Source organism: Nocardioides sp. (genome assembly GCF_050699375.1).
GTDB lineage: Bacteria > Actinomycetota > Actinomycetes > Propionibacteriales > Nocardioidaceae > Nocardioides.
On the sequence record NZ_JBOHDN010000013.1, the window covers coordinates 1 to 3,706 of the forward strand.

At 69.4% G+C, this 3,706-nt stretch carries 5 protein-coding genes and 1 tRNA gene; all 6 read left to right on the forward strand.

What is annotated here, in order from left to right; genetic code table 11:
- A partial coding sequence (glp, locus tag ACRDPS_RS00570; RefSeq protein WP_431499669.1) for a molybdotransferase-like divisome protein Glp occupies positions 1 to 1,095 on the forward strand: 1,095 nt, incomplete at its 5' end.
- A complete protein-coding gene (moaC, locus tag ACRDPS_RS00575; RefSeq protein ID WP_431499670.1) occupies positions 1,095 to 1,574 on the forward strand; it encodes a cyclic pyranopterin monophosphate synthase MoaC in 480 nt (159 codons plus the stop codon). The genes glp and moaC, both read left to right, overlap by 1 nt.
- A complete protein-coding gene (locus ACRDPS_RS00580) occupies positions 1,571 to 2,047 on the forward strand; it encodes a MogA/MoaB family molybdenum cofactor biosynthesis protein (RefSeq protein WP_431499671.1) in 477 nt (158 codons plus the stop codon). The genes moaC and ACRDPS_RS00580 overlap by 4 nt, the downstream gene beginning before the upstream one ends.
- A 12-nt stretch (positions 2,048 to 2,059) precedes the next feature.
- Positions 2,060 to 2,659, forward strand: a complete 600-nt coding sequence (locus tag ACRDPS_RS00585) for a GNAT family N-acetyltransferase (protein WP_431499672.1) — start codon at positions 2,060 to 2,062, stop codon at positions 2,657 to 2,659.
- A gap of 101 nt (positions 2,660 to 2,760) precedes the next feature.
- Positions 2,761 to 3,576 (forward strand): divisome protein SepX/GlpR, encoded by an 816-nt coding sequence (sepX, locus tag ACRDPS_RS00590; RefSeq protein WP_431499673.1) that lies wholly within the window; start codon positions 2,761 to 2,763, stop codon positions 3,574 to 3,576.
- 53 nt (positions 3,577 to 3,629) lie between these two features.
- Positions 3,630 to 3,705 (forward strand) — tRNA-Ala (locus tag ACRDPS_RS00595).
- The last annotated feature ends 1 nt before the right edge of the window (position 3,706 follow it).

Below are 3,706 nucleotides of genomic sequence, written 5' to 3' on the forward strand. Positions count from 1 at the left end.
GAGGTTGCGCTTCCCGGCTTCGACAACTCCTCGATGGACGGCTACGCGGTCCACTATGCCGACGTCGCGACCGCCTCGGCCGACGCTCCGGTGAGGTTGCCGGTGCTCGGTGAGATCGGCGCGGGACAGGCCTCGCTCCTGGCGCTCCCGCCCGGGGCTGCGGCGAAGATCATGACCGGCGCCCCGCTGCCCACGGGCGCCGACACGGTCATCCCCTATGAGTGGACCGACCGTGGTGTGGCCGAGGTCGAGATCCGGGGGACGGCGGAGGAAGCTCAGCATGTGCGGTACGCAGGCGAGGATGTCGCCAAGGGCGACCTCCTCGTTCCCTCGGGCACGGTGCTCGGCCCGCGCCACCTGGGGCTGATCGCCTCCGTCGGTCGTGCTCAGGTGACCGTGCGGCCGCGGCCCCGCGTGGTGGTGCTCTCGACCGGCACCGAGCTGCGTGAGCCCGGCGAGAGCCTGGGCCACGACTCGATCTATGACGGCAACTCGTTCCTTCTGGCCGCTGCCGCGCGCCGGGCCGGCGCGATCGCCTACCGTGTCGGGATCGTGCCCGACGAGCCGCGAGCGTTCATGACGGCGCTCTCCGACCAGCTCGTCCGCGCCGACCTGGTGGTCACCTCCGGTGGGGTCTCGATGGGCGACTACGACGTCGTCAAGGAGGCGCTGGCACCGCACGGCGTCTGGTTCGGCCCCGTGAAGATGCAGCCGGGCAAACCCCAGGGGTTCGGCCGGATCGGCGAGGAGCGCGTACCCATCCTGTGTCTTCCCGGCAACCCGGTCTCCTCGTTCGTCTCCTTCGAGCTCTTCGTCCTCCCGGCGGTGCGTCGGTTGATGGGCCTGACCCCCGAGGCCCGACCCGTACGTCGCGCCGGCCTGACCCACGCGGTGCGGTCCCCGGAGGGCAAGGAGCAGTATCTCCGTGGGTGGTATGACGGCTCGCGTGCCGGCGTCTCTCCCGTCGGCGGCCCGGGCTCGCACCTGATCGGTGACCTGGCCGGGGCGAACTGTCTGATCGTGATCCCGCCCGAGACGACCTCGCTGAGCGAGGGCGCCGACGTGGACGTCATCGAGCTGGACGGTGAGTTCTGATGCCCGACAGGCTGACCCATGTCGACGAGTCCGGCGCGGCCCGGATGGTCGATGTCTCCGAGAAGGCGGTGACGACCCGTACCGCGACCGCGTCGGGGCGGGTGCTGGTCTCCGAGGAGGTGATCGCGCTGCTCCGCGGCGAAGGAGTGCCGAAGGGCGACGCGCTCGCCGTCGCCCGCATCGCCGGGATCATGGGGGCGAAGAAGACACCCGATCTGATCCCGCTGTGCCACCCGCTGGCCATCTCTGGCGTGAAGGTCGAGCTGAGCGTGACCGACGCCGCCGTCGAGGTCACCGCGACCGTGAAGACAACCGACCGCACCGGCGTCGAGATGGAGGCGCTGACCGCGGTCGCGGTCGCGGGCCTCACCGTCGTGGACATGGTCAAGGCTGTCGACAAGGGCGCGATCATCACCGATATCCAGGTCGAGACCAAGACCGGCGGGAAGTCGGGAGACTGGCAACGGGGGCAGCGATGAGCCTCCGGGCCAGCGTCGTCGTCGCCTCCAACCGCGCCTCGGCCGGTGTCTACGAGGACACCACCGGTCCACTCCTGGTCGCCTTCCTGGAGGAGCTCGACTTCGTGGTCGGCTCTCCCGAGGTCGTACGCGACGGCGATCCCGTCGGGGAGGCGATCGCCCGGGCCGCGAAGGAGGGGGCGCGGGTCGTCCTCACCACCGGAGGCACCGGGCTCACCCCCACCGACCGCACCCCCGAGGTGACCCGCCCGCTGCTCGATCGCGAGATCCCGGGGATCGCGGAGGGCATCAGAGCCGCCGGAGTGGCGAAGGGGATCCCGACGGCGCTACTGTCCCGCGGTCTGGCCGGTCAGATCGGAGCGTGTGTGGTGGTGAACCTTCCTGGGTCCCGGGGCGGGGTGAAGGACGCGATCGACGTCCTCCGTCCGGTGCTGACCCATGCTGTGGAGCAGTCGGTCGGCAGTGACCACTGATTGCGACCGCCGATGACCGATCCCGGCTGGCCCGCCATTCTCACGCACGGCGCGGTGACCATTCGTCCGCTCGACCGCATCGACGCCAAGGCGTGGACCGATGCCCGCCGCCGTTCGGCTGCCTGGCTGCATGAGTGGGACGCGACCGTGCCGCCCGGATCGACTGCTCGTCCAACGACCTTCGCGGGCCTCGTACGTCGTCTGCGCCGGCAGGCCAAGCGAGGGACGACCTATCCGTTCGCGATCGAGGTCGACGGCAGGTTCGCCGGGCAGGTCACGGTCAACAACATCGTGCGCGGCTCCGCTCAGTTCGCCTCGATCGGCTACTGGATCGACCAGCAGTTCGCCGGACGCGGGGTGATGCCGCTCGCGGTGGCGCTCGTCATCGACCACTGTTTCACCACTGCGCGGCTGCATCGCATCGAGATATGCATCCGTCCGGAGAACTCCAACTCGCTCCGCGTGGTGGAGAAGCTCGGCATCAACGAGATCGGCTACGCTCCCAGATTCCTGCACATCGACGGTGCCTGGCGAGATCACCGAATCTTCGCGATAACGGTTGAAGAATGTCACCTAGGAATGCTTTCTCGGCTCGGTTTGTCACCTGAATGAGGCGCTGACCTCGGCGTGTCCGGCTGAAATCACACAAGTCACACGCGACACACCACTGCACATCCGCCTACGGGCTGGTAATGGCTCCTACGCTTCCTAACGTGGACCCGAGCGCACTCATCTTCGTCGCCCTCGCCGTGGCGTGGGCGGTGTACTTGGTGCCGAAAGCGCTCGAGGCCAATGCGACCGCCGAGGACGGTGCGAAGAGCCGGGCCAGCGCCGCCATCTCCGCCTCGCGCCGGATTCTGGCGCGTCGTGAAGCGACCGGCAAGGACTCCACCGACCTGGTGACCGGGAAGGCGAAGAAGTCCGCTCCGGAGGTCGCTGCCGAGGACGAGCCGGCCGCGCGGCCGGTGCCGATGGCCGTACGCCGCCGAGCTGCCCGTGCCGCGGCCAAGCGCCGCAGCATCGTGCTCGGTGTGCTGCTCCTGGGCGTGGCCGTGGTCGGCACGCTCGCCGCCTTCGGAGTCTTCGGTCCGGTCTGGATCGCGATCCCGGGTGTGCTCGTCGCAGCCTGGCTGATCACCTGCCGGGTCAGTGTCCGTGCTCAGCAGGAGATCTGGGCACGCACGCCGCTGCCCGCCGAGATCCCCGAGCCCGAGCCGGTCGCACCGCCCCGGATCACCTTCGACATCGACCACGACACCGGTGACCTGGTCGCCGTGGTCGAGCACGAGGACACCGGCGAGCAGCTCCCCGAGGGTGCCTGGAAGCCAGTGGAGACCCCGCTGCCGACGTACGTCTCCAAGGAGGCCGCGCCGCGCCGCACCGTCCGCACCATCGATCTGGACGCCACCGGCGTGTGGAGCTCGGGCCGCAACGCCGCCGACTCCAAGCTCGTCCGCGAGGCCGAGGAAGCCGAGCGTGCCGCTGCCGAGGCCGCGGAGGCGGCACGTGGTCGCGCCACGGGCTCCTGAGGCCTACTGATTGGGATTCACCCGCGACGAGGTGCTAACGTTTCTCATCGCTTGGGGCTGTGGCGCAGTTGGTAGCGCGTCTCGTTCGCAATGAGAAGGCCAGGGGTTCGAATCCCCTCAGCTCCACCAA

What these genes read in the sequence shown, in the direction of transcription:
- moaC (WP_431499670.1), top strand. Translation starts at nt 1,095, where the DNA reads ATGCCCGACAGGCTGACCCATGTCGACGAGTCCGGCGCGGCCCGGATG.
- ACRDPS_RS00580 (WP_431499671.1), top strand. Translation starts at nt 1,571, where the DNA reads ATGAGCCTCCGGGCCAGCGTCGTCGTCGCCTCCAACCGCGCCTCGGCC.
- ACRDPS_RS00585 (WP_431499672.1), top strand. Translation starts at nt 2,060, where the DNA reads ATGACCGATCCCGGCTGGCCCGCCATTCTCACGCACGGCGCGGTGACC.